The sequence below is a fragment of the Novipirellula artificiosorum genome, from assembly GCF_007860135.1.
GTDB lineage: Bacteria > Planctomycetota > Planctomycetia > Pirellulales > Pirellulaceae > Novipirellula_A > Novipirellula_A artificiosorum.
Genome location: NZ_SJPV01000012.1, coordinates 85,280 through 108,600 on the forward strand (window position 1 = coordinate 85,280; position 23,321 = coordinate 108,600).

Sequence of the window (23,321 nt, forward strand, 5' to 3'; positions counted from 1 at the left end):
TCCGCAGTGTCGTTCATAAACTGCAATCTCATTCTTTCACTTCTTCGTTCCAGTCGATGGACGAGGTTTTTGTTTCCAGGTTTACATCGACGCTGCAGTGCTCAAAATCGCGGTGATAGGCGTAGCCGTCCTGGGTGGCCTTCCCCAGCGGCTCTCCGATCTGTTGCGCAAAGTCGTCGGACCAGTAAATGAGGGAGTCGTCGGCGGCGTAGGAATTCTTGACGCCGCCCCAACTGTAGAAGGAGTAGTTGTTGGCGATGATTAAGTAGCAGGCGAGTGAAAAGTCGTGGGTGGAACCAAAGGCTCCGTCCCCCGCTCCGCGGCAAAGAATGTATTTGTCAGACGGGATGGCAAGTAGCTCCGCCATCAGCTTCACGCCTTCATCAGCGGTCTCCACTGAGGAACGAAAGAAGGCTTCGCAGAAGACACCGTTTGCATGAGCGAGTGTGCTCGCCCCGGCTGCACATTGGCTGGAGGATTGGACGCGGTAACCATTGTAGATAACGAAACTGGACAATCGGTTTAGGCAGCTCTCGACACTTTTTAATTGCCCGCGAGCGTTGGCTCCCGGGGCGCCGTCGCAGAAAACTCCGTTCAAGGCACTGTCGTTGACTAGCTGATCGGCCATGTCGGCCCACCAGTTGCGGGCGGTGTCGTTGGGATAGGTCCAGCGAACGGTTCCTTTCCGGACCTCCTCTACCCAGTCCGGATGTTCTGAAACCGTATCCCGGACGGTGGTATAGAATTGACTGTACGCGGTGTTGGTGCTCCAGTAGAGCAGCACGCGCATTTCCGGGTTGTTCTTCAGCAGTTTCTTTGCGGTTTCCGCCGCAGCTTTTTCAGTACTGGTTGCGCCGTAAACACTCTTTGCATGCCGCTTTTCGATCGTAAACATGTAGAAATGGTCCCGAATGAAATCGTATTGTTCGGGCGTATAATCGTCATTACGGAAAGCATGACCGAAAAGACGTGCTTTGGACCAGTCGCCCGGTCCGGCCGGCTGCGCATGAAGGGTTGAGGACGTGAGGATCGCCAAGAATGCGATCACAAATACCAGCAACAACGTGCTGATCACTCTTTGCTTCATCGGTCTAGTTTCGCTTTGCTTGTGATGATTGGTTTTCTTCCACATAAAGTGCTTCGCCGTCTATTTCTCTATGAAACCCTCAACATCATCCAACACGATCTTCTGACGTGCGTCTTCGCTGCGGAGCGTCAACTCAACATTCTTGAACTCAACATTCTTGGCATGACGAATATACGCCCCCCAAGCCGGCAGTACGCCAAAGAAGTATTGCTCGGGATAGCGATTCTCATCCTCCGCCACAACTCGCTTGGCATCTTCTTGCGTTCCATGACCCGGGTAGGAGATCTTGATGTTTTCTAGGACAACGTTCTCGATAGAGTAACCGGGGATGCCCGTGATCATGATCGGGCCGGCTTTCGACTTCTCGTTATCGGTCACGCCCGGGGTGGAATCCACTTTGAGATTCTTATACACAGCTTCAGCAGCTTTCGCCCGATCCTCGACGATTACCTCGGCAACCACCTCGCTGACTCGTATGTTTTTCAAGCTGCCAACCGCGGCACTTCCTCGTCCTTCGCCGAAGGTACTGCCTCGATTCCCTAAACGCATGAAAAGGGGACACCCCACATCTTTCATCGTGATCCTTGAGATAGCGACATTTTCTAGGCGTCCGCCGTCCACCGACTGTAGCTTGATAGCGCCCATGGGGCAGTCATGAAAATAGCAGTTGGTAATGCTGATATCGATAAATCCGCCGCGGGAGGATGTGCCGAACTTGACTGCCGCAGTGTTACTGTCCGCCCTGCACCCACGCACCACAATGTTTCGGCAGGGGTTCAAGGAGCTTTTCAAACAGATCGCGTCGTCTCCGGTGCTGATATCACAGTTTTCGATCAGAACATCCTCGCAGCCATCCAGATCGAGTCCGTCATTGTTGTAGTTGTTATTGCGGAATCGCACGGTAACCGCATTGAAGTGAATGTTCTTGCAATCGATCAAGTGCAACCCCCAAAAGGCTGGACGCTTGTAGGTGACGCCCGAAAAGGTGAGGCCCTCACAACTCTCCATACGCATCAGACGTGGGCGGATGCCTCTGTTCTTCCCGCCCCTCCTGTTTCGGGGAAAATGCTCGTGAGTTCCCCTGCCATCGATCACGCCGAGCCCTTCGATGGTGATATTCTTCGCGTTTTCCGCGTAGATCAGGCAATGGGCGGCGCCTTCACGAGGGCTGCTGAGGTTTTCCGTTGGGTAGTCAGCCACATTAGTGCTTCCGAGCAAGCGGGCTCCGTAATCAAGCGAGAGGGTGACATTGCTTTTCAAAATGATCGTGCCGATTTGAAAATCACCAGCAGGTACGCACACAACACCGCCACCAGCATCGTGACAGGCGTCGATGGTCTTTTGCACCGCTTCCGTCTCCATGGCGACGCCATCGCCAATCGCGCCGAAGCTCTTAATATTGATCACCTGGGTGACGGACGGTTCGTCGCTATCTGCAACGGAGTCCTGGGCACCATGGAGAGGTGACCCGACAACGCAAAGAAGAACCACTGTCGCGATCCGCATGAAGGGCAATTGTTTTCTCATCGGCGTTTCCATTTGATTTCGCAATTCATTTGAGTTTCAGCTTGAATCCGATGACCGGCAGATCCGGCAGGGTCTTCGGCAGTTGGATGGCCAGTCCGTCGGCCGTGCGATTCCACTGGATCACCTCCTCACTGCCCATCATGGCAATGCTTCTGATTTCACCGTCGAGAGCTGCCCCGCGCGCCAGCGTTTTGATCACGATGTCCTCGGTCGGTGGAACCAGCACGAAGGCATAAAGCATACCGTCTTTGGTGGTGAAGCGAATATCTTCTTGCGTGAAATCATTGTGGTTTTCACCCTGACGCCCGTCTTTGATCTTGGTGGGACCTTCCCCAAAAGTCTTCCAAGGACGGGTGCCGTAGATGCCTTCACCGCAGTTTTTTAGAAAATCACCAAACGCGGTGAGGTAGGCGGCCTGATTCTCAGGAATCGTCCCGTCGCCTCGCAGCGCGACATTCATCATCACCACTCCATTCTTACTGATCGCATCCACAGCGTTTCCAACCATCACCGGAATGCTCATGCGGTTGAATGCACCTTTTCGGTAGTACCAACCACCGGAAAGATCGGTCGCCCACATCCACGGTTCGGGCTGAATCTTGCCGGAACTGCCACGCTCCAGATTGTAGGTGAAGGCTTTCCGATCCAGATTCCCGCTCTTGCAGGAGAACACCACCGTTTGCTTGCCTTTGTTTTCCTGCAGGTCGCGGTTGACGTAGGAAGAGAACAACTTGACGCCCAAACTTTTCCCTCTCTTTTCGTCGGGAAAAGGCGCATCGTTGTTGAACATGTCGGGATCGTATTTCTCGACAATCTCCCAACACCGCGCATACCAGTGCTCGTTCCAGCTGTCCTGGCTGGCATATCCCTTCGGATCAAACTCCATGTTGAACAGCTTCGCCTCCAGCGTTCCAGGCGTCTGGTATTGCCGTGCGGTGTTGAAAAAGCGTGGCGACCAATACAGGTGCGTGGAGACCCCGAATTTAAGCCCGTGTTTGATTGCTGCTTCCTTCCATTCTTTCAGCGTGTCGCGTTTTGGCCCCCTATCCATTGCGTTCCAAGGGTGGGACGAATCGTACATATCAAAGTTGTCGTGGTGGCAGGCTACCGGCATCACGAATCGCGCGCCGTTGTCCTTGAAAAACTTCACCAGCGCGTCCGGATCCCATTTTTCCGCCTTGAACAGCGGAACCAGATCCTCGTACCCGAACTCGGAGGGCGGCCCGTAGCGCTTCGCGTGGAATGCAGCAAGCTCCTTGGTCATTTCCAACTGCACGCCCGATTCGCCCTCGTTGGGCCCGTACATACGCCGACCATAATGCGAGCCGTCGTTCGGCCGATTCTCGTCGGTCGCCGACGGAACTCCCCAGTGCGTCCAGACACCAATCTTTCCATCCATAAACCACTGCGGAACCCTATAGTTCTCCGCCATGGATTCCCACGTGGGTTGAATCTCGGCAGCGTGGACAGTGGTAGAAAGGCAACTGAAGCACAACGCCATCAAAGTAATCATTCGTTTCATTGCGTTCTCCGGCGGTGGTGTGTTTGAAAATTCATCGTCAGAATTTCATTGCTGTGGCTGGTCTGATGGTGACTCTCCTTAAACATTGAACCAGACCCAAACCGGCATAGCGAACGACAATCGAGCATCAACGGCTGTGCCATTCCTAAGATTGAAGTCGCCCAGCAGGTTCACTTCTGCATCGAGAGTTCCGATTGCGTCGATAGGATTGTTTGTTGATGCGGTGTTATTCTGCCACCGTGTCCTGCCAAACAACCTCGCCCGTCTCGTTTTCAATGTCGAGCCGAACCGATGCGTGGGCGAACTCTCGAGTGTAGGTGTAGCCCTGTCGAACCGCCGGCCCCTTGGGTGCTCCCAACGGGCGGTCATACTCAGGCGGATGCGTCATCCAGGTCTTGCTGGTTTTTGCATCATAGCTGTCTTTCAAATCGAAATAGCTATGCTCCTCGGCGCAGATAAGAAACATCGCCAATTGGTAGTTGAAACGGCTGTTAACATCCGCGGCCCGCTTTTCGGAATTGCTAATCCTGGCGGCAGAACGTGGGGTTTCATCCGCGTCTTGCTGGTTACTTCCCAATCCACAAGTGAAAGCAATCATGGCACCCTGCTGTGCGGCTTTCTGAAAAGCCTCCATTCCCTTGGCAACATAGTCTTTCTTGGACATCCCCACGGCGCCCTCAAATCCCTCGATATAGGAACCGTCCAACGCGTTCATATAGCTGAGACCCGAATCTGGAAAGCGTGCTCTCAACACATTGGCCAGCATGAGCTTCTGCGGCCCAAGCATCTTCCGCGTATCCTTCATCATGGTCACGTATCCAGCCAACTCCGCAGCTTTCTTCTCCGGTGTAATCACATCCTTCAGGAAGATTGGCTCTAGAACCTTGACCACACCGTCCAGGAAGATTCCGTCAAGGGATGGATCGCTGCAAACTTCTTTTGCGGCGTCGATCCACCAATCACGGACCGCCTCGTTCGTGAGATCGTAGGCTTGGATACGGTTACGGATGAGTTTGTCGTTACCATCGCGGCCGACCAGAAAGGCCTTGGGAATATTCTCCAATGACCTATTGGCGGCGTAGCCACCATAGTGCACGATCACGTTCCGGTAATATAAAATCTTGGTCGCCGGGTTGATTGCCTTGACGGCCCGGGCGGCCTTCAAAGTTCCTGCTTCCACGGAGCCGGAATCGCTGTGCCCCGTTGCTTTCTCAAACGTAATGAGCGGGAAGGTCGCGAGGTATCGAATCTCTTCATCGCTGAACGCGGTATCCTTTCGGATATGCACATACAAGGGTACGCGATCCCAAGAGAAGCTGGGCATCCGATCCGGATTCGTGATAGGCGAAGACGATTCAGCCGCGTGAATCGTACTCAACGATCCAAGCAGCACGGCAACGAGGGTAAATGCGTCGATACATTTCATGTTTTTTCCAGACTTTATATTGTTTCTCTACAGGGTGTGTTTAACGTTACTGAAATGCTCTTGCTACTCCGCGTTTCTGCCAGCTCTTTTTGGCGCGCCCTTGTCCGGGCTCAAACAGGTCGGGTCCGGCTTGGTGGGTAGCGTGGCCTTCCAGTCGAGCACCATCTTGGTAAGCCGCGACACGACTTCCGGGTGCGCCTTCGATTGGTCTTTGGCGATTTCTTCCGTGCGATCTGATTTCATGTTGTGCAACTCGACGCGCACGCCGTCATTGTCCGTCACCAGTTTCCAATCCCCGTCGCGGACGGCCAGACGCGGCCACCCATCCGGTTCGCCGCCAGCGCCCGTGTGCTGCCAGAAGATTGGCCGGGTGCGGAGAACCGGCTCGCCGTTGAATGCCGCCAGCAGGTTTTCTCCGTCGCACTGGGCCTCGGCTGGCGGCGTTACGCCAGCAGCTGCGCAAAAGGTGGGCAGCAAATCTACAGCACTCAGTACGGTCGTGTCATTCTTCACTCCCGCCAACGTGTGACCCGGCCAGCGAACGATGAACGGCGTGCGTACGCCGCCTTCAAACAGGTTGCGTTTGCGTCCGCGCAAGCCACCGGTTTCGCCGACACTGTAGTAGCTTCCATGTTTGCCGGGTGATCCTTTGCTGGTGCTGGTACGTTCCGGGCCGTTGTCACTGGAAAAAACCACGATGGTATTTTGCGCCACGCCCGCCCTGTCGAGAGCGGCGAGCACCTTGCCCACATGATTGTCGCCGTCGGTGATGACGGCGGCATAAATCCGTTTCTGCTCTTCATCGACGTGCTTCCACTTCTCTAGCGCTTCGGGCGTCGGGGAGTGCGCGGTATGGCTTTCATGAATCCACACGTCCACAAAGAACGGGTGATCCTTGTTGGCCTCGATGAACTGCGCCGCTCGGTCGGCGATCTCGTGCGGTTTGATTCCCGGACCCGGCCCGTGATAAACCGCTGACTCGTCAATCCCGTAGTCCGCCATTGCCGGTTGGCCCGGCAGCTTGTCCACGGCCATGTGCCATTTGCCAAAATGCGCCGTGCGATAACCGGCGGCCTTGAGGTAGCGGGGCGTGGTGGGCGCTCGGGGGTCCAGCCAGTCCGGCTGCTCTGGTCCTGGTCGGCGGGCTCCGAACACACTATTGACGCCGTAGCGGGAGGGATAACGCCCGGTCATGGCCGCGACGCGACTTGGCGAGCAGACGGGGTTGAGCACGTTGAACTGCTGAAAGTCAATCCCCTCGCTGGCAAGTCGGTCAAGGTTGGGCGTCTGCACCCACGTACTGCCGTGGCAGGATAAATCGCCCCACCCCCAGTCGTCAGCGTAGATGAAAACGATATTGGGTTGGGTGGCTGGCGGTGGGGTATCGGCGGCGGGCAGCGCAGTTCGTGGCGTGAGCAGCAGGGCGGCCAGGAGGAGTGTCGGTTTCAGGGTGTTGATGATTGATTTCATGGAGACTAGCTTTTCTTTTGGCTCTTCCGCAGAATCTGTGGGTAAGTCATTCGATGTTTGAGTGCCGAGGCTCCCGGTTATCTACAGGGCAGAAAGAGTCGATTTACCGTCGGTCCATTTCGAGCTCAAACAAATAACCCCCGGCCAAACACGCATGTTCGCCCGAGGCCAAGCAATAATCTCGTCCCGCCCAGACTCCGTTATCCCTTGGCTGGTTGCTCCGCAGCAGAGCCAGACTCCGTATAGCGGAGCAGTACCGATTGTAGCGAATGATTTAGCTCCGTACGGCATCATCCGCATTCCGATTTCTTTTTGCCCTGCCATGCCTCTCAAAACCGCCTGCCGGTATTCGATGACCCACAAGGTTCTGCGGAAGAGCCAAATAGGTAAGTAGAATGACTCTTCGGCTTGGCCCTTCTTCCCGGGCATTTAATCCGTGTCTCGCTTCGGGCTGACACAGTTGGGGTCAATTTTGGTGGGCAGCGTAGCCTTCCAGTCGAGAATCATCTTCTTTAAGCGGGCGACGATCTCCGGATGCGACTTCGACAAATCTCTACCGGCCTCTTCCGCACGGTCGGTTTTCAGGTTGTGGAGCTCGACTCGCATCTTATCCTCGGTCATCAGGAGCTTCCAATCACCGTCGCGTACCGCAAAGTGCGGCCACCAATCGGGCTCGGGTTTAGGGCCACGCCATTCCCAAAAGATAGGACGCGTTCGCGTGATGGAACTGCCTTGCAGGGCCGGGAGCAGATTCTCGCCGTCGGCTTGATATTCAGCGGGCAGTTTCACCGCCGCGGCGGCACAAAGCGTTGGCAACAGATCCACACCTGTAAAGACAGTGGTATTGTTCATCTCTCCGGCTGGAGTATGCCCCGGCCAGCGTACGATGAATGGCGAGCGAACACCGCCTTCGTACAAGCTGCGTTTCTTGCCGCGTAGTCCGCTGGTTTGGCCGATGCTGGCCCACGTCCCGTATCCTGCGCCCATTTTTTTGTGCTGCTGATCGGCGTGGGTCCATTCCGGGCCATTGTCGCTGGCGAACATCACGATGGTGTTGTCCGACAAACCTTCCCTTTCCAGCGCGTCGAGGATCAAGCCGACAGCATTGTCACCATCGGTGATGACCGCGGAATAAACCTGCTTCTGCTCATCGAGATGCTTCCACTTTGCCATGGACTCCGGTGTAGGGACGTGTGGCGTGTGACTTTCATGCAGCCACACATTAACGAAAAACGGCTGATCTTTGTTTGCCTCGATGAAGGCCAAGGTGTCCTTCGCCATGTCGTGCAATGGCTCCGGCTTCCCCCATCCCGTACCGCCGTTGAAGACAGCGTAGTTATCGTAGCCATACGCCTCTGGCTTCGGGGCTCCCTCAACTCCCGCGTTCGTCAGATGCCATTTGCCAAAATGCCCCGTACGATAGCCCGCCTGCTGAAACAGACGCGGCAGCATGGTCGGCTTCGGATCGAGCCAGTCAGGCATGTTCTGGTTACGGTTCACCGTGGGTGAGGCGAAGTGCTGATGTACCGAGAAACGTGCCGGGAACTTACCCGTCATCACCGCCGTGCGACTCGGCGAGCAGACGGGGTTGAGCACGTTGAACTGTTGAAAGTCAGTTCCCTCACTGGCCAGCCGGTCAATGTTCGGCGTCTTCAACCACTCATGTCCATGACAGGACAGATCGCCCCAGCCCCAGTCATCGGCGTAGATGAAGACGATGTTGGGTTTCGACGACTCGGCGGCATGTGCCGCCACGCCTGCGAAGCAGCAAAGCGTCAGTAGCAATGATCTCAATATGGTTCTCACGACTATCAATCTCCTGTAACGGCTTTCGGCAGCGCCTGTCTCCCTGCACTGTCGCTTTCCCGAATATCGGTATGTCTCGTCCTCCGATTGGTATACCAGTGATACTTGCCTTTCGCATCTGGATCGGCGACGACGGGTGCATCATACTCCACCGCAATCACGGTGTTTCTCGAATCCGGCGCCTTCGCTGGCACTTCCACCTTGGTGACGTGACCGTTTTCTTCATACGTCACCGGCAAAGCCTTGCGCCGAGGGTCTGCCAGGAAGTACGCCCTGGACGGCTTGCCTACAATGCCACCAAACTCAATGCCTTCCGGCTCCCATTCCAAAACATGGAGGTACACCGTCTTGTCCTTGTGGGTCATCGCTCCCCACAAGAAGTCGAAATCAACCGGACAGCAGTGAGTTCCGTAGATCGACTCGCCATTCACTTTCATCCATTGGCCGACCTCTTTGCGACGTTCGATCTCTTCCGCCAGCAAGGTACCCTCCGGCGTTGGGCCGACGTTGAGCAGGAGATTCACTCCCCGTGCGCCGCACAGCGCCAAGAATTCAATCATGTCTTTCGGACTTTTCCAGGCATCGTCGGTGCGGTCGTAGCCCCAGTTGTGGCGCGGTATTCCTCTTTCGGAATATTGGCACTGTTCATGAGCCATTCGGCACTGGCTCCCCCCTGTTCTTTGCCATAATCCTTGCCCTTCCATTCCCCGCCCTGGACGGAATAGAGCCCCCAGTGGATAAACATGCCAAATCGGGCATCCCGCCACCACTCCATGTGAGAGTCATCTGTGGGGCTGGAGTTGGCGGTGGCGTTTGCTGGGTCGCTGGCGACCACTGCAGGAACGGTTAAGAGGCACGCGTGAAACACGGCCAGGAGGATAAATTTGTTCTTCTTCATGTGATTTCCGATGTTGGTATTTGTTTTTCTAAATCCCACGGAATGGGTGGGTGATCGTATCCAGGCTGGCGGTTTTCTTAGGCATGACAGGGCAAAAAGAAAGCCGATGGAGGATCGGGCGCATTGGATGTCACTTCTCCGTTATACTCCGTATTGCCCAGTCAAACGGGAGGCAGGCTCTGCTGCGGAGCAACCTGCCGAGCGATAACTGGGTCAGGAAGGGAAGAGTCTCGCGCTGGGCCCCGGTCGAACGAGCGTGTTTTTCCGGGGTTTCTTTTTGGACATCGAGATAGAATGACGCGGAACATACTCTTTCTGCCCTGAAATACCTAAAGAAAAAACGGGGGATCGGAATGAAGATGGCAAACAGCTACCCACCCATTCCGTGGGAGAGCCAAACATTCATCGATGTTCTCTACTCAAAGTTCGGTGATGCGTAATCCGACCTGCGACAAGTCGATCGGGACAATGCCCATTTCGAGTGCGGGAGATCCCGGCTTGAATCGGAAGTCACCGTTCTGCGGGTCCACGAACATTGGGTCCACTACTCGGCTGTTGACATCGACGCCGTCACGTTGCAGTCGTTCCAGTGTCTCTTCACCGAGGCGGGGTTCCGTTTTGCAGTAGTAGATGTTGTGATCGGACTCGATATCCTTCATGCGAGCAGGGAACCGCCCCCTGCTATCCTCGCCCACTTTTCCAGTTCCGGATCCCGGCTCCGAGATGAAGCTGCAGTCTGCCAACGATGAGAAGTAGATGTTCCGCTGATTGCTCGCACCCGCCATGGGACCTTCGACGATCTTTAAGTAGGTGCCGCGAGGTGCAATGATGTCGGCAACAATGTTGTTTTCGAAGCGGTTATTCAACTTCAACGTCATCCCCTGCGACTTGCATTTGTAGATCAGGTTTTCGGCGATCAGGGTATCCATTTGCCCGCCGTCCGTTCGGATCGCGCCCTGCGCATTCGTTTCGGCGACCAAATGATGGATATAGTTGCGGCGAATCACATTGCCCGGACCCGCGCCGCGAATGTAGATTCCATTGCCGTCACCCAGCATTTGCATCGCATGGTGAATCTCGTTGAGTTCAATGAGATTATTGCGCGTGTGCAGATAGGGGCGGACATCGTCGAGTGTCGGATCCTCCGGAAGCTTTTTGATCTCGTGCCATCGAATGGTGCGAACCGATTCACGCTGATCCGGTTGAACGAAGAATCGGGTCACGATGCCGGAGACGATTAGCCCAGTATAGTTCGTATGATGGATCAGATTATTCGCCACGCGGTTCTCTCCGCTCTGACAGACGTAGATCCCGGGTGAGTGCCAATAGATTTTCCCGACATGATGAATGTGGTTGTTGTAGACGAGGTTCTTCTTGTTCACGTCCTTTGTGCCGGGACCATAACCGCAAAGCAGAATGCCGCCCCCGCCCATGTGTTCGATATGGTTGCCGGAGATTTCGTTTTCCATTCCATGCAGATCCACACGGATTGCACCACTTCCGCTGTGTAGAAAATGGCACTGATCAACAACACAGTTCTCGGTGCCGCGCAGGCGAACTAACGCGTTGTCCTTGTCAAGCATGTCCCAATCGTGCTGCAAACCTGCATCGTCCTTGGCTAGCGTATAACGTTCACCGTGCTTGAAGGTGAGACCGCGGAAACAAAGGTTGCGAACGGGAACGTCCTTCGGGCTCTGCTTATCAATTGCACCTTCGACCCGGATAAACTCAATCAACTGAGGAGCGATCACCGGCGACTCGTCTCGTGGCCAGAGATAAACCTTCCCCTCGTTCGTGTTGAGCACCCATTCGCCCGGTTTGTCGAGTTCCTCCAACACATTCTCAACCCAGCAACCGATTTTGTTCATCCCGTAGGTCGCTGGTATGGCTGTGCGGGCAATCCCTGCCTTTTCATCGACCGAGACCAGTGGCAGCACATTCATGATCCAAAGCCGAGTGGGACGGACCACCAGTTCAACATCTTCCACACTGGGCCAGTTTTTCAGACGCCCCTTTGGGAAATGGAGCTCGGTCGCGCTCCCCTTCGGAACAAATCGATCCGACTGTGCGCGCGGCAGCATTCCCAGATCATCATAAAGGGTCAAGAACCGGCCCGAGACATCCGCCACCTGTAGTTTGCCGATCGCTTCCTCGGGCAGGCCAGGGAGTTTGTCGGTTACTTTTTTCCAGCCTGTAATCTCCCGTCCGGAACTGAACACCGGCGTCTCGCCAGGATAAGCGGCATAAGTCACCGTGGCATTGCCCTTCCCAGCGTCTTCCAGGCCAAACACCACCGTTTTGTCCAACGGATAGGTTCCACCGCGAACCAGAACCGCGAGGTCTTCCGACTTCCTTTTCTTCAACATCCGCACGGCATCGCGCGCACGCTCGAGTGTAGCAAACGGCCCATCGTCGCCGCCTTCAATCGGATCGGCATGCGTACCCGACCAGCGGTCAGAGCCCTCGGGGGACACATAGAAATCAGCATCCGTCTCTGCGGAACGACATATCCCGCCAGCCATGAAGCTGACCAGGAGTAGCAATGGAATACGGTATTTCACTTAATGTCTCGCCTTTCACATTCAGGATTGTTCAGGAAGCAGATTCAGACGGTCCAACACGTTTCACATTGCCGGACAAGGATCCGCTATCGCCACATGATCTTGGCCTGCCTCGTTTCGGGTTTCACCGAAACGTTGGTATCTTCAAACTTACGGGTAAACTCACAGCCATCGGGTGTCGTTCACTGGTAAGCACACTAGCTAGGACCAAGCGGATTTTTGAATTCGGGATAGTCAACCAGCGCACTGGACGGCAGCTTCCACCCCCAACTGTACATGAAATACGAGTAGGGCTGTGCTCCGATCACCCAGCAATTCCGTAGAAGAGCCGTTCCTTGGAAGCTGGAAGTGTCAAGGCACGAGCGGGAATTCACGGCCGGATTGGTACCAGCATGACGCTTCGATATCGGGGCGCATTATTGAAATCAGAAGCAACTTCAAGGGTAAATGTATAGGTTCCTGGCGTATCGACTTGAACCTCTCCCAAATGAGCTTGCCCAAGATCGACGAAGTTCAAGGTGTTCTCGATAGATTGACCGGCGACATTCGCGCGCAGTTTGCCTTTCGCGTCTGCGTTTTGGTTTCTGACTCCATTGCAATTGATAACCACCTCATAGGTGCCAGGTTCAAATATTTTGAAGTCCCAACCCAAGGCCTTCCCCTTGGCTTGGAAGCCTGAAACGGTGATGGCTCTGCCCGGCATGATCCCCTCGCCCGGCTTCCTGTACATTTGATAATCCCAGGGTCCGGGGTAATCGCTCGGTTGGGGTGGTCGTCTATCCGGGACCGTGAACATCTTCATGCTCGTGCTTCATCCACATCAGGATTTGTAGGATTAAGGGGTCAGGAGTCAATTGTGCGAAGCACCCAAAGGGCCGTTCCGGCAATTGACTCGTGACCCCTTAACAACCCGCGAAAATTTAATTTTGGCGCACCACTAATAGCCTTTTACTGCTTTACGCACCTGCTTCATGATGTCGATACAGACCGGATTGAAAAATGGGTGCTTCGAAGTTACATCCGGGGTCATCGAGAGATTGATGGTGATGGGCAAATTGGCTTCATCTGCTTTTTCAAAAAACTCGATGTATTGTTCAGCAGAGAATTGAGGTTTCGCCGTGAAGGTTCCGTTGCGTGTGCGGCTGGACCAACCGTCCATGAAACACCAATGGGCAGGGTATTGCCCTTCGAGTTGCCCACCCTCTTCAAACAAAACCGCAGGTAGAATCTCGGGTTCTCTACCAGCTCCATCTGAAACCACAAGGTCAGTGAAGGGCGTTAAGTTTGGAAAGATGTTCTGACTAAAACCGACCGGCGCGTTGGGGTTTCCTGCCTTAATGGCTTTTGCCAGTTTCTCCCAGGGCGGATCAAGCTGATAGACCTTCCACCCACAGTCATCCACATAGCCGGCGGTCGTCGCGAGATCTTCACCGTAGCGCAGGCTCACCTCGCGAAAATGGGCTTCTAAAAAGTTGAAATAGCCCGTCGGGTCCGGGGTTTCGCCATTGCCATACGTGTCGCCATACAAATTCTCCATGCCACTGTTTGGATTGTAGTAAAGCATCAGGCGAATGTCGTGTTTCGCCAGGCCATCAATCAGCTCCCTGATCAAATCGCGTTTGCATGTAAACCCGGGTTTGATTTGGTCGATCGTGTTGCTCGGGCCGGGCCAGTGTTGCGTGCCATGGGCACAGGTAAAACAGACCCAAGATGCGCCTGTTTCGGCAACTTTATCGGCAAAAGCATCCACATCGAAGAGATCTACCAACCTCTGGTATTGTTGCCCTAACCTCGGTCCCCCCAGAAATGGCGTTGAGCCAGATGAAAAATGCACGAACAAACCGTACTTTCCATCCACCATCCATTGCACATCTGCTTTCATTGCTTTGGCGCGGGCCTTGATGGCAACCAAGGCTTCAGGACGTACAAGTTCAATCGACCAAATGGCAAAGGGATTCGTTTTTCCTTTTGCATTCCGTTTATTGTTCAGAGCATCCCGCTCGGCTTGAGTCCCCTGAAAATTCACTAGACGCAAACGGATGGTGTTGATCCCCTTCTTAAGCAACAGATTCTGCTTCAAATAATGCCTCTGGAATGCTGGCCTGGTTTCCCAATTCGGCACTTTGACTTTCTCGGTGACCGTCGTCGTCGCTGAGGTGACCTCCAGAGTGGACTGCGCGAGTATTTCTTTGTCTCCCGTGTAGAGCACTGCAATCGTATAGCTTGCTCGATAAGGCGCATCCACTTCCCATGTCATGATATCCTCGTCGGTGTTAAACCCCCGAACAAACGCATTGTTGACAACTGTCGGCGTTGGGCGATCAGCATGGGCAAGATTCCCGCTCAACTTAGCCCGAAAACCCATGATCGTCGTGATATCATCCGGCCTGAGTTGCCAGGTTCTTGGCGCCCAGTAGGGATGGACAACGCCTTGCTTCGCAAATGCAACGACTGCTGGAAAAGTCAAAACGCTGATCAGCACTACCAAAACCGGTAACAATTTGCTCTGTTTTTTCATGACACCACTTTCGTGTTCTATAGCCCCAAACTGCATGTACCTAATCCGGTTGCAATCAATCGTGAGCTAGCTTCGGGTTTTCGGCGAACAACGTCGACACTCGTTGGACAGCGCCACCTTGTGGGCGATTTACCGAAATTTTGCGAATCAATCTCGGACTGAGCGGCTAGACGCTTGAATAGTGGCGTTTCCTGCTTGAAACCCGCGGCTAGTGCCATCGGATCCAATTAAGTGCTACTCCTCTCCAAACAGAAGGCATACCGTCTCTCTCTCGTATTAACGTAGTTCCACAGCAAATACCTGTTCGCGGGAAACTGAACCTGGCGTGGTGAATTCGACCGAGACACCTCGCCCTTCTTTCACCTGCTTGGCTCTCAGTGTTTGTAAGCGTTCGGCTGCGGGAGCAAGCAGGAAGACGGCCAAACCAATTCGCAGTCGTGCTTGTGAATTAATCAAAATACACCTTCCGTAAATAGTCATAAACCGCTTCCATCTCTTGTTGGTTCAGAGCTGTTGCATACATCAGCAGCCGAGCTAATTCACCATCGAAGGATTCCTTTCCCTGATGATTGATTGCATTCCTTTCGGTGCCGATAGCCATACGGCTGGGCTCTACGTTTCCCACAGGAAAATCACTGGAATTGACGGCTTCAGATGGATCGTCGACAAAGAGTTCTAATGGAACGACTCCCGTTCCTGAGCCCTGCCTGCCCATGACGATGTGCCACTCGTTCAACGAGGGCGGTGGACCTGCTACCTCAGGCGTATTCACACCATCACGAACCTTCTCATTCAGTCCATTTCGAGATCCCATGTAGACTCTGCCATCGGGATAGAAGGAGCCCCAGAATCCTGCGTATTGTCCCGTTTCCAATTGAGGCTTCCCCGAATTCCGAAGACATCCGAAAAAGGCGTTTGGATATCCGGAGTTGATCTTTCCTGGTCCGCCCTGTTTATATGGCTTAATCACCGCGAACCATGTATATCCGGCTCCGGTCATCATTCCATGAAAAGCCTCATCATGATCGTTGATCAATTCATCTTCTCTAAAAAGGAGGCTGTTGTGCCCATTGATCTCACGACGGTTTTTCAAAAGGGTTGGACGGCCTGTGCCTAATTCTTCCTGTGAGATGATCGTCTGAGTGCGTCCCTCCTCAGTGGACTTGAATTCGATCGCTTCTGGATTGGGAGCCTGGTTCGTCCAGCTGGTGACCATGTTGCCATCCTCAAGGATCAAACCGGTATCGGCATTGAGATCGAGGACCAAATCATCCTGGATGAGGTCCTGTGAGCTTCCCTTACCACGAATGGCCTTGCGGACTTCGTCCATGACCGCCATGCACTCGGGGTTAAAGATCGGATGGTCGTCCGTCACATCAGCGGTCAGGATCAGGTTGATGGTCACGGGAATCTTGGCCTCTGCCATCCGTTTGAAGAAGTCAACATACTCCTGTGTCGAATGAACCGGTCCGGGGCCGTGGCGGCCATTCATGGGTCGATTTTGGAACCAACCGCCCTGGTCCATCAGGCACCACCATGCCGACGTGACATCACCCAATTGCTTACCGGGTCCGATGAGCTGGGGATCGACTTGAAGCAGCTCGCTGCCGCCATCGGTGACGGCCAATTCGCTGAACGGGCTGACCGTCGGGCCCCGGTTCGAACTCAGTCCCACCACCGCCTTGGGATTGCCCGCCTTGATCGCGCGGGCCCAGCCTTCCCAGGATGGCCCCAGAGGATAGTCCCAGGCCAATGCACCATCCATATAACCGAATCCCATCAGCTTCTTGCCATAGCGTAGGCTGCAATCGCGGAGGATCGCCTCGATATTGTCATTGAAGCGTTTGGTGTCCGCATCCTTGGCGCCCAGCGCCTCCCGCCACACCTCGGGGTCGTATCCGTTGTAGCCGGTATGCAGATAGAACAGGGTGCGAATGCCCCGCTGGTCCAGCGCATCAATGATTTCACCCAGTAAATCGCGTTCGGAGGTGCGTCCTGGTGCAACATTGTCGATGGCTGCGTTGGGGCCGGGCCAATAGAATCCCTGGTGCGTCGCGGTAAAGGTGATCCACGCGGCACCCGTGCGCTCGATGGCATCAGCAAAAACCTCCACATCGAACATCTCCACTGACTTCTGAAACCAATCGGCTCTCTTTTCATCGATGTTGAATCCACGGCTTTGAGACGACCAGTGGACGAAGATGCCGTACTTCCCATCGACCATCCACGAGACATCGCCCCGAATCGCCTTGGCACGTTCCACTTGCCCCTGACGCACAGCGGCTGTCCCCAGTTCAATGGAAAACAGGTGGAATTCCTCGGTCACCCCTTGACCGAAACGCGAGGAACTTCTGACGTTAGTTCCCGCCGACGCCGACGCAGGTTTTGCATCAGGCAGGCGGAGGGTGATCTGGTTCACACCGGCCTTTAAATGCAAGGTACCAGGTAGTTGCTGACGCCAGAAAAAGGGGCGATGCTCCCAGGTCCTGACCATCGACGGGGCCGTCAAAACAGAGTCCCCTGAACTCACTTCCAGTTGCGTCTGCTCCCGCTTGCTGAACAGCACATCGACCACGTAATCCTCTTCCTTCGGAACATCGACCGTCCAGGTCACCGTATCTTGCGGAGACTCAAAACCGTGCACCACATTACCACTTCGGAAGTGACGCTTCGCATTGCCGGACAATGATCCACTTGAAGCGATCATGGCCGTTACCTCATCCGCAGCCAACTGGAAGACCTTGCCAGACGGTGCAGTCGTTTCCGGCTCCTGAGCACCAACAAACGTCGTCACACTCCATGCCAACACCGTTGACAGCAGTACGCCACGGAGGATCACTCTACATTCCATATTCATTGTCTTGCCTCACTGATTCATTCAATACGGATCGAGTTCTCTTGAGCTACGGGCACCAGCATGACTGCTCGGAACTTAGGTTTCGCACCGGTGAAATCGGAAGCGACCTCCAGGGAAAGTGTATGCGTGCCTGCCGATTCGATCTCGACGGTGCCTAAGACGCAATGCAAATCCACTACCCCCGGGTCCATGGCAGGAGTTGCAACGCGTTTGTCTTCGATCAATCGATTCTCAACCGATTGACCGGAAACTATGGCCCGCACGCTCCCTTCAACATCCCAGCTCTGGTTCCGGCCGGCATGGCAGACAACGACGACTTCATAGGTCCCCGGCCTATACACTTCTAATTCCCAACTCAAAGCCTGCCCCTTGGTTTGAAAGCCGGCAACGGTTAGTCCTCTGGCTGGCATGATTCCAATGCCTTTCGCCGGGACAGTGTACATTTTCATGTCCTTTGCATTGGAGGGTTTGCCGGCAACGGTTTCCAGGTCATGGATGTTTGCGTTGTAGGTACCCATCACAACCTTGCCATCACTCAGCTGCATGAAGGTTGGATCCATGGACACGTCCCCAGCGACAACAAGCTTGATCACGGAGACATATTCATCGGGTGCATCCTCGGGAACACTCAGCATGATGATCTTGTGCCCCGTAGAATCGTTAATCTCCGATTGGTATTCAATCGCTTCGCCCGTAGCAAGAAGAGCCGCACTCTTTACATCATTGTCCACTCCAAACAGCGTGAACTTTCCGTCTTTTGGCCAGTCAACCACGTTCAGATAAAGGCTGGTGCTGTCTTCATTCTTACGTTGAGTAATCGTTCCCCAGCTTATTTCATAGGGGTAGGGGCCGGCCTCGGTTCCATAGATCGCTTCGCCATTTCTATTCAGCCAATCTCCCATTGTCTTGATTCTTGTCTGCATCGCCTCTGGAATGACGCCTTCATGATCAGGCCCTACATTCAACAATAGATTTCCGCCATTTCCTGCAGCATTGACAAGGCGTTCCAGGAGGGCTTGGGGAGACTTCAATTCTTCATTGGCTCGATAGTGCCAGGAATCCCCCATGGTCACGGCCGATTCAAAGTAGACCCCCAGATTGAACATGGGAGCCAGGTTGTCATTCATGCTCAAGTAATCAACGATCTGCAGACGATCATCATCGCCCAATCTGCTATTGGAGATGGTTCCATAGGAGTGCAGCATATCCACCAACTCTTGTCGGCGAAGCAGGGGCTTGTTATCAGGATGTCTGAATCCGCTTCCTCCATCAAACCAGATTAGGCAAGGCTGATAGAGCTCACATAGTTCTTCGAGCTGTCCGAACATGAAGTCGATATACTTCCTAATATCTGCACCTGGAACTGTCCCCCTTCGTCTCTCGGGCCTGTTTTGATATTTGGGTTCGTAAAGGGGATGATGATAGTCTGCAATCGAATAGTAGCAGCCCATCTCAAGACCCTCGGCCTTACAGGCTGCGGCCAAATCCTTGACGATGTCACGCTTCAATGGGGTTTGATCAACGACATTCCAGTCGGTGAGTTCAGAGTCCCAGAGACAGAACCCAGCATGATGCTTGGTGGTTAAGACGATATATTTCATCCCCCCTTGCTTGGCAACACGCACCCACTGGCCGGCATCAAAATCGACGGGGTTAAACTCGCTCTTCTTGTCGACGCCAAAGTGGATAAACATTCCGAACTTTGCGTCTTGAAACCACTGCATCCGATCTTCGACGGTTGGTGTTTGAGCCCCCACGATGCTAGGCAGCATCAACCCGCCGAGACATGCAAACAGCGTGAGTGTTTTCATCTTCATGAGTCTTCCTTTTCGGTCTAATTCCAATTGTCAATCTTGAGATAGAATCCCGCCTCGCGGCTACCGTGATTGGCGAGGAATAGGTATTCCGGTTTTCCGTGCTTCCAGAGGATATGGGGGCGTTCCGAGCGCGAGAGTTCCTTTCCGAAATAGTGGGCATCCGTATTGTAGCTGAATTCGGGACGCCCCCAGTGAATGCCATCGGTGGACTTGAATAACAGCCCAGGTCGATTCCCTCCTGGCTTTGCGTTTTCCGACGGCTTGCCACTGAGCACGCTTGCGACATCCATGCGGTCTTCCGTGATCATGTAATAGGTGTCGCGGTAGAAGAACGCGTAGGGATCTTCGATGTCACGCTGCATGTCCTTGTAGCTGATCAAAGGATTCTCAGGACAATCCACGTACGGCCCATCGATCTTGTCCGCGATGGCAACGGAAATCTCTCTGAACCGTGATCCCTCCGACATGGACTTGTAGTAGATCCTGAATTTTCCTTCCCGGTCGACCAGGAAGCTGGGGTTGGAGGCATGCGCCGCATTAGGCGTTCCCGGTGTCGGCCGAATGATCGGATTGTTGGGATTCTCGGTCCACGGCCCGTCCAGCGATTTGGCCGTCGCGATCCCGATCGACTGCAAGCTGCCTTTCTCCACCGACTTCCATAAGAATACGAGCACGTAAGTATCTCCGACCTTCGAAATTTGCGGGTTGTGATACGTCCGCTGGTCACTTGAAAACAGGGTGCCGAGCAACTTATACGGTCCTTCAACGGAATCCGCCACATAGTGATTGATGATGCTCTTTGACTGCCAGTATCCCATCCCTCTCGCGCCCTTGTAGGGAATCGATGAATTGAAGATGTGCAGTTGGCCCTGCTCGTCATAGATGGGCGCCATCCCCCAGTTCCACCAGCCATCCTTAGCCAGCAAAATGAACTTCCCGGGAACGAGCGACTTTCCAAAGCCGGATTCCTTAATCGGCTCGTCGCCCCAGGAGAGAGAGGCAGGAACCAGTAGCAGCAGGCAGAGTATCGATCTTCCCAAATGCAGAGGTGGCTTAACGGCAAAAGCAATGTTCATCGTCATCATTCGGTAGGCCTCATGTTTCTGATTAATTTCATGTTCAGCGTTCTCCGTGATGGTTATCGCCAAGTGATTTTAACATCTCTTGTTTCGGTATTCACCCAAACGCTGGCATGCTCAAACTCACGGGTGAACTCCCAGCCATTGGGTGTCGTTCGCTGGTAAGCACCCTTGGGGGGTCCGAGCGGTTTTTTGAATAAGGAATAGTCGACCAACGCACCGGATGACAGCTTCCACCCCCAACTGTACATGAAATACGAATAGGGCTGTGCTCCGATCAGATAGCAAGCCAGAGCGAACTCCGCCTTCTCCTGGGAGAGCTCCGGCATATTCGGTTTCAGGTTCCTTCGGCCTGTCCCCTCGACGCCAAGGCGGAATACGGAAATCTTTCCATCCTTAGCATTCCTCAGCATATGTCCCCACTCGGCCAACAGGCTTTCCTTGCTGGATTTCACGGTCGCATAGTTTTCAAACATAACCGCGTCGCTGACGGGATAGACATACTTTGCGTCGTCGCTGTACGCATTGTTCGCGAGTAAGAGTTTGTCAGCGCCCATCCTCTGCTTGAGTGCGCTCATCATCTCGCCCATGGCCTTTTCGATTTCTGCCCCCTTCTCTTTACGAAGAGTAACGGAGCCGTGCATTTGATCAATGAAGGCGCCATCGCAGCCGGTGTCCCTTACACCTTTGGCCACCGTTTCCACCCACCACTCGCGGAAGTCGGGGTTCAAGACGTCGTAGCAGAAAGCGCCGTATCGATCGGCCAGCTTTCCCGTCGTGGGGTGGACGATCAGGAACTCTTTGAGCTCGGGATGTGCTTCGATCCGTTCCCTAGTGAAATCGTGGTTGTACGAGGTGTAGGGCCAGGCATAGGCGGCGTTGAAGTAGAACAACACCTTCATGTCGGGCTTGACCTTCTTGAAGGCCGCGGCTTCATGCTTGGCCCCCAGTTCAGCGGTTCCGAGTTGCTCCATGCCATGTGATTTCTCAATGCAGAGAAAATCCGTTTGCTCGGCGATGAACCGAACCTGCTCTGGACTCAGCACACGATTCTTGTCTCCGAACATGAAGTAGCGTGGCGTGGTCTCCCAACTAAATTTGGGATAGAAGTCCTTGGGTACGAAGCGACTTCCATCACTGTTCAGCAAAGAACTCGGCGCTTGCGAGCTTGGTGAATCCTCGGCTGTTACAACCGATGAAGCTGCAAGCAAAAGCAATACGAATCGCGGAAGTCCTGAGTAAAACATTTGAGTTCTCTCTATTTAGGTGGGTTAAACACCGGATTGATTCTGTCCGGAACGGGGGCATCGACGTCCGCCGTCCACTCCTTCAACTCTGCCAATAATCTCGCGGCGATTTCTGGCTGCTTAGCGGAAAGATCCTTCGATTCACCTTGATCCCTTACCACGTCGAACAACTTGACTGACTGGTCCTCGTAGTAGTAAAGCAGTTTGTATTTCCCTCGACGAATCACGGTTGCCGGAACACCGCGCCAATACGGACGTTCCGTGCCAAAAACCGGAAAGCTTCCCGGGGCAACTCCGTGATCGAGATCCGCATAGAGCGGGAAGTGCCAGAAAATGGCTCGATCAGAAATGGCTTTACCCATCATTAATGGAAGCAGAGAAACTCCATCGACGGGATATTTACTTTGCCCCAGCGACGTCCCGGCGAGCTCCGCAAACGTGGGAAGATAGTCCACAAAAGTAATCGGAGTCTCGCAGGTCGATCCAGGATGAATCCTGTTTGGCCACGCCATACAGGTTGGGATGCGAATTCCTCCTTCAAACAGAGTACCCTTGTAACCATGCAGAGGCAGGTTGCTTGTGGCGTCTGGATAGCCGCCATTGTCAGAAGAGAAAATAAACAGGGTCTTGTCCTCAAGTCCCAGCGTGCGCAACTCGGCCCGCAGCCGTCCGACAGACGTATCAACCGCTTCCATCATCGCCGCATACACCGGCTTAAAATCACCGCCTGTCCGCTCTTTCTTCACCTGATACTTTTTGACGATTCCCGGGTCAGCCACCAGAGGTTTGTGCACTTCATGATGGGATACATAAAGGAAAAATGGACGGTCCTTGCTTTCACGCATGAACTCGATCCCTGCATCGGTCAACTTCTTCGCAGAGTCCTTGTCCCTCCAGCCGTTTCGGACATCGATGCTGATGTCAAAGCCCTGCTCATCGCGGCCGACATGCCACTTGCCGTATCGCGCTGACGAATAACCAGCAGGTTTTAGGACTTTGGCCAGCGAATTGACATCAGGAGCCAGGTCGCCAATCGCTGCAAACCAATCGTAAGTCTCATTCTTCACCACCCGGTTCGGAACGGCTAACTTCATGTATTCAAGTTTACCGCGGGCACGGTTTCCTGGATGAAAGATATTGTGCCTCGGCGAATACATGCCGGAGATCAGACAGGCCCGTGACGGCGAGCAGACCGAGGCGCCAGAATAAGCGTGATGAAATCGCATGCCATCAGCCGCCAACTGGTCAATGTGTGGAGTCTCGAAATTCCTCTGGCCGTTGTAGCCCACGTCAGCCCAGGCCATGTCGTCGGCCAATACGAAAATGATATTTGGTCTGCGTTGCACCTGTTGTAGGTCGCTCGCCGCTTCCGTATCTGCAACGCCGAATCCTAAAGCAATAAATATCGTTAAAGCCAAACAGGTCATATTCTTCATCTTCTCCGCACTTTCGCTTTCAAACTCTGATGACGCCTATCTTAGCTGGCCCGCGCCACTTTGTGAGCGG

General features: G+C 54.0%; 17 protein-coding genes. All 17 read right to left on the reverse strand.

Annotated elements, in window-relative coordinates:
- Positions 1 to 28: 28 nt before the first annotated feature.
- The 17 genes from Poly41_RS25895 to Poly41_RS25970 all read right to left on the reverse strand — a co-directional run bounded on the left by Poly41_RS25895 (position 29) and on the right by Poly41_RS25970 (position 23,251).
- Positions 29 to 1,075 carry a putative glycoside hydrolase gene (locus tag Poly41_RS25895; RefSeq protein WP_197231634.1) on the reverse strand — a complete coding sequence of 349 codons (1,047 nt, stop codon included), beginning with the start codon at positions 1,073 to 1,075 and terminating at the stop codon, positions 29 to 31.
- Positions 1,076 to 1,147: 72 nt separating this feature from the next.
- Positions 1,148 to 2,614: a glycoside hydrolase family 28 protein gene (locus tag Poly41_RS25900; RefSeq protein ID WP_231615944.1), complete on the reverse strand. Its 1,467-nt coding sequence runs from the start codon at positions 2,612 to 2,614 to the stop codon at positions 1,148 to 1,150.
- A gap of 25 nt (positions 2,615 to 2,639) precedes the next feature.
- Positions 2,640 to 4,136 (reverse strand): alpha-L-fucosidase, encoded by a 1,497-nt coding sequence (locus tag Poly41_RS25905; RefSeq protein ID WP_146530277.1) that lies wholly within the window; start codon positions 4,134 to 4,136, stop codon positions 2,640 to 2,642.
- A gap of 226 nt (positions 4,137 to 4,362) precedes the next feature.
- Complete coding sequence (locus Poly41_RS25910; RefSeq protein ID WP_146530278.1) at positions 4,363 to 5,562, reverse strand: putative glycoside hydrolase; 1,200 nt, start codon at positions 5,560 to 5,562, stop codon at positions 4,363 to 4,365.
- Between the two features lie 63 nt (positions 5,563 to 5,625).
- Complete coding sequence (locus Poly41_RS25915) at positions 5,626 to 7,032, reverse strand: sulfatase-like hydrolase/transferase (protein WP_146530279.1); 1,407 nt, start codon at positions 7,030 to 7,032, stop codon at positions 5,626 to 5,628.
- 429 nt (positions 7,033 to 7,461) lie between these two features.
- Entirely contained in the window at positions 7,462 to 8,838 is a 1,377-nt protein-coding gene (locus tag Poly41_RS25920; RefSeq protein ID WP_231615945.1) for a sulfatase-like hydrolase/transferase, read from the reverse strand.
- Between the two features lie 5 nt (positions 8,839 to 8,843).
- Positions 8,844 to 9,398: an alpha-L-fucosidase gene (locus tag Poly41_RS35095; protein WP_231615946.1), complete on the reverse strand. Its 555-nt coding sequence runs from the start codon at positions 9,396 to 9,398 to the stop codon at positions 8,844 to 8,846.
- Positions 9,395 to 9,736 (reverse strand): alpha-L-fucosidase, encoded by a 342-nt coding sequence (locus tag Poly41_RS35100; protein WP_231615947.1) that lies wholly within the window; start codon positions 9,734 to 9,736, stop codon positions 9,395 to 9,397. Before Poly41_RS35100 ends, Poly41_RS35095 begins: the two co-directional genes overlap by 4 nt.
- 419 nt (positions 9,737 to 10,155) lie before the next feature.
- Entirely contained in the window at positions 10,156 to 12,258 is a 2,103-nt protein-coding gene (locus tag Poly41_RS25930) for a right-handed parallel beta-helix repeat-containing protein (RefSeq protein ID WP_146530404.1), read from the reverse strand.
- Positions 12,259 to 12,667: 409 nt separating this feature from the next.
- Positions 12,668 to 13,099: a hypothetical protein gene (locus Poly41_RS25935; protein WP_146530281.1), complete on the reverse strand. Its 432-nt coding sequence runs from the start codon at positions 13,097 to 13,099 to the stop codon at positions 12,668 to 12,670.
- 135 nt (positions 13,100 to 13,234) lie between these two features.
- On the reverse strand, positions 13,235 to 14,815 hold the full coding sequence (locus Poly41_RS25940; RefSeq protein ID WP_197231636.1) for an alpha-L-fucosidase: 1,581 nt from the start codon (positions 14,813 to 14,815) through the stop codon (positions 13,235 to 13,237).
- A gap of 276 nt (positions 14,816 to 15,091) precedes the next feature.
- Positions 15,092 to 15,271 carry a hypothetical protein gene (locus Poly41_RS25945; RefSeq protein ID WP_146530283.1) on the reverse strand — a complete coding sequence of 60 codons (180 nt, stop codon included), beginning with the start codon at positions 15,269 to 15,271 and terminating at the stop codon, positions 15,092 to 15,094.
- Complete coding sequence (locus Poly41_RS25950; RefSeq protein WP_146530284.1) at positions 15,264 to 17,672, reverse strand: alpha-L-fucosidase; 2,409 nt, start codon at positions 17,670 to 17,672, stop codon at positions 15,264 to 15,266. Before Poly41_RS25950 ends, Poly41_RS25945 begins: the two co-directional genes overlap by 8 nt.
- 17 nt (positions 17,673 to 17,689) lie before the next feature.
- Entirely contained in the window at positions 17,690 to 19,366 is a 1,677-nt protein-coding gene (locus tag Poly41_RS25955) for an alpha-L-fucosidase (RefSeq protein WP_197231637.1), read from the reverse strand.
- Positions 19,367 to 19,506: 140 nt separating this feature from the next.
- Positions 19,507 to 20,574, reverse strand: coding sequence for a glycoside hydrolase family protein (locus Poly41_RS25960; RefSeq protein ID WP_146530286.1), 1,068 nt, complete (start codon positions 20,572 to 20,574; stop codon positions 19,507 to 19,509).
- Positions 20,575 to 20,627: 53 nt separating this feature from the next.
- Entirely contained in the window at positions 20,628 to 21,815 is a 1,188-nt protein-coding gene (locus Poly41_RS25965; RefSeq protein ID WP_146530287.1) for a putative glycoside hydrolase, read from the reverse strand.
- Positions 21,816 to 21,826: 11 nt separating this feature from the next.
- Positions 21,827 to 23,251 (reverse strand): sulfatase, encoded by a 1,425-nt coding sequence (locus tag Poly41_RS25970; protein WP_146530288.1) that lies wholly within the window; start codon positions 23,249 to 23,251, stop codon positions 21,827 to 21,829.
- Positions 23,252 to 23,321 lie beyond the last annotated feature (70 nt).